Origin of the sequence: Mycobacterium sp. (genome assembly GCF_035603715.1) — a bacterium.
GTDB lineage: Bacteria > Actinomycetota > Actinomycetes > Mycobacteriales > Mycobacteriaceae > Mycobacterium.
Map to the genome: position 1 here is coordinate 1 of NZ_DATNJW010000610.1, position 3,303 is coordinate 3,303.

Sequence of the window (3,303 nt, forward strand, 5' to 3'; positions counted from 1 at the left end):
CGATCGCCGAGCTCTTTGAATCGCTTGACTGCCTTGTAGAGTCGCTCGGGCTCCATGCCCATAGCGGTGATCTCGTTGCGGATCCTGTTGATCAACGGTGCAGCCATGACCGCGCCGATGATGAGTCCAGGGGTGGCGTTGTGGCCGACGAAGTCGATTAGCAGCCGCCGGATCTTCGCGTGCCCGATCATGTCGAGCACCTCGAAATCGACGACGAGGTGCCGGGATTCGTCGTTGTTGATCTTCTCGAAGACCTGATGGCACACCGGGTCGTGCACCTCGTCGAGAAGGAACTTCAACAGGGCGCCGTCCAGCGCGACTTCGAGCATGGGGATGACGGTGCCGAGCAGAGACAGCGGCATGTCGTCGGCCCACCGGTCCAGCCAGTCAATGGCCAGCCGGATGTTCACGTTCGGCTCGGGAACCTCGCCGTCCTCGAGCATGCCCCAACGTTTCATCAACGCCAGTTCGGCGTTCGCGTGGCGCTGCTCCTCGGCGTGGAAGTAGCGGTAGATCTCACCGATGGTTGGTGTGGGGGCCTTCTTCGCCAGCGCCGCGAACCCGCGGGCGCCGATGTTCTCGATCCAGCACAGGTCGGCCATGAACGCCTTGAGCTGTGGGCGCTGCTCATCGGTGATCATCTCGGCGCCCGGTGCGTCCCAGTCGATGTCGGCCAGCGCCCATTGGCGGTCTTTGATCTTGGCCAGCATTGCTTCCATGTCGATAGCCATCGGATCCTCCTTAGGATGGGATTCTTCAGAGCGGGGCGGCCCTGGACACCAGGCCGATGGCGCGGGTGTAGGTACCGGGTATCAAGCGTTTGATATTCCAGCCGATCTTGGCTTCGAGTTGCGGCATGCAGTACAGGTCGCCGCGATCGTGGGCGTCCAGGCAGGTCTGCGCCACTTTGTCCGCTGAGACGCCAGTCCAGCGCATGATTCTGTGCGCGAACTGATTCGTCTCGGAGGAGATGCGGCCTGACTCGAGGATGTTGGTCTTGACGAAGGTCGGGCACAGGGCGGTGACTTTGACTCCGCTGCCAGACAATTCGGCGGCCAGGGTTTCCGAGAGCGACAGCGTACCGGCCTTGCTGACGTTGTAGGCCGCCATGCTGGGCGCGGCGCCGAATGCCGCGGCGGAGGCGACGTTGATGATCCCGCGCGGTGCATTCGAAGGGTCGGCTGTCCGCAGGATCGGCGCGAAGACATGGCAGCCATGAATGGGTCCCCACAGGTTGATGCCCAGCACCCACTGCCAGTCCTCGATGGGGAGTTCGCCGATCGGGGCTCCGCCGGAGCCGACGCCGGCGTTGTTGATCACCAGCGTGGGCGCGGCGCCGAACCAGGATTGCGACTGCGTGGCCAGATCGACAACCTCGTCGAGTTGGGTTACGTCGCAGGTGATTGCGACCGCCTCGCCGCCGATGTCGGCGATCGCGCTCACGGTTCTCTTGGCGGCGACTTCATCGATATCGCTGCAGACAACTCGACTGCCACGGCGGGCCAGTTCGATCGCGAACGCTGCGCCGATGCCGCTGCCGGCACCGGTCACCACCGCTCGTGCGTGGTGGCTCACCTTGGGCGATTTTCCAAACGGCCCGATCATTCTCAGCCCGCCTTCCCTGATATGGCCTCAATACCGTTGTCTCGCATCGAGGTGTCGATGAAACGTGCGACGTGCTTCATGGCCTTGACGGCTTCTGGCGACAGCCTGGGCAGCGCCTGGAACACGTGGACCTGGTCCGGCCAAACCTGCAAAGTGCAACGGCCGCCGCCGGCGCGGATGTCGGCGGCCAGATGCCGGGCATCGGCCAGCAGCATTTCGGCGCCGCCGGCCTGGATCAGTGTCGGGGGTAACGGCGGTCCGCCGGCGACATCGAGCTTCAGCCGCCGGTGCGCGGGATCGACACCAGTGCTGTACAGCGCGACCAGGCGCGCCGCATCGTCGGCGCGGATCGCCGGGTCGCGTCGCAAATCCTCACGCGCACGGGCAAGCTCGAGGGTCAGGTCGATCAGCGGCGAGAACAACGCGAGCGCCGCAGGGCCGTTGGCTGCCACGTCGGGCTGCAGCAGCAGATCCACCGAGAGATGGCCGCCTGCCGAATCGCCGGCGATCACCACGCGGTTCGGCGGCACCTGGCTGGTGAGCCAGTCCCAGCCGGCACGCACGTCATCGGCCGCGGTCGGGAAGCGGTGTCGCGGGGCCAAGCGGTAGTCGACGGCGAACACCGGCAGACCAGTCAGCCGCGACAACCACGACGTCAGTCGGCGGTGGGTGCGCGGCGAGCACAACGCAAAGCCGCTGCCGTGGACGAAGTAGATGGCGCCGGCTACGGCAGGTACACCGGGCGCACGCACCCACTCACCGACCACGCGACGTCCGTCGTGGTGTACGTCAACCGGCTCGATCCGGGCCCCGACCAGCGATGGTCCGAAGGTATCCATGATGCCGGACACGATCCGTCGTGACGCCCACAATCCCCAGGGTTGCTCGGGCGGTAGAACCGCGCTGACCTGTCGCAATGTCGCCATGCTCAGCAGGGCTGCGGAACGGGATCGCAGCGATCCACGGGTCGGCACTGACTCCGTCATGCGAATGAGTCAACACAAAATGGTGACATTCGTCAATGGCAACGTTCAGTGTGTCGCGCGGTCAGCAAAACGCTATCGCGGACTATTCAGCCGAGCCGCGCAGCATCTGAGAGCATGGGACGTGCTGTCAACCGCAGCCGGGGGTGCGCACGTGAACGTTGTTGGGCGGTGGTGGCGCCAAGGCGACCACTTCGACTGGCTAACTCTGTACTTGAACACCCAGGGCATCCGGCCGGTATGGCGGGCAATGATCGCAGCAGTCATCGCGTCGATCGCTGTGGTTCCGGCTGTGGTGTTAGTCGGGCCGACCCTGCCGCATTACCCAGCCGCCGCGTTCGTGGCGCCGCTTGCCAGCGCCTTCGGCGTGACGGTGGCGCTGTTGTGGTTGATCCGCTGGCCCACCCGCGGGCAATCCGTCCTCTACGCCCTCATCGGCAGCGGCTTCATCGCGGCAGCCTGCCTCGTGCAAGGCGACCCGCTTGCCGGGTTGCTGGGTTCCTGCGCGTTTGCGGTGCTCGGTGGCTACATCGCGTTCTTCCACACCGCGCAGTACATGATGGCCAACTTCGCGATCGCCATGGCTACTGCCCTGGTGCTCGTGGACCGCCTGATCCGCTACTACGACATTGTGGTGGCGGGCTGCGCGTTCGTGCTCGTCCTGGTGCTCAATGTGGCGTTTCCGTTTGCGGTGCAATGGCTGGTTCATGCGCTT

Annotated in this window: 3 protein-coding genes and 1 pseudogene; 1 reads left to right on the forward strand and 3 read right to left on the reverse strand. The window is 64.9% G+C overall.

The genetic code is table 11. From position 1 onward, the window contains the following. The 3 genes from VN856_RS24915 to VN856_RS24925 form a co-directional block, all read right to left on the reverse strand. On the reverse strand, window positions 1-731 hold a 731-nt coding region (locus VN856_RS24915), incomplete at its 3' end, for a ferritin-like domain-containing protein (protein WP_325694311.1). Between the two features lie 25 nt (window positions 732-756). Then, window positions 757-1,605, reverse strand: a complete 849-nt coding sequence (locus tag VN856_RS24920) for an SDR family NAD(P)-dependent oxidoreductase (RefSeq protein ID WP_325694313.1) — start codon at window positions 1,603-1,605, stop codon at window positions 757-759. A 2-nt stretch (window positions 1,606-1,607) separates the two neighbouring features. Continuing rightward, on the reverse strand, window positions 1,608-2,591 hold the full coding sequence (locus VN856_RS24925) for an alpha/beta hydrolase (protein WP_325694314.1): 984 nt from the start codon (window positions 2,589-2,591) through the stop codon (window positions 1,608-1,610). Between the two features lie 151 nt (window positions 2,592-2,742). On the opposite strand from VN856_RS24925, the pseudogene VN856_RS24930 reads away from it, so the two are divergent. Continuing rightward, window positions 2,743-3,303, forward strand: a pseudogene (locus VN856_RS24930) (GGDEF domain-containing protein); the annotation flags it as partial.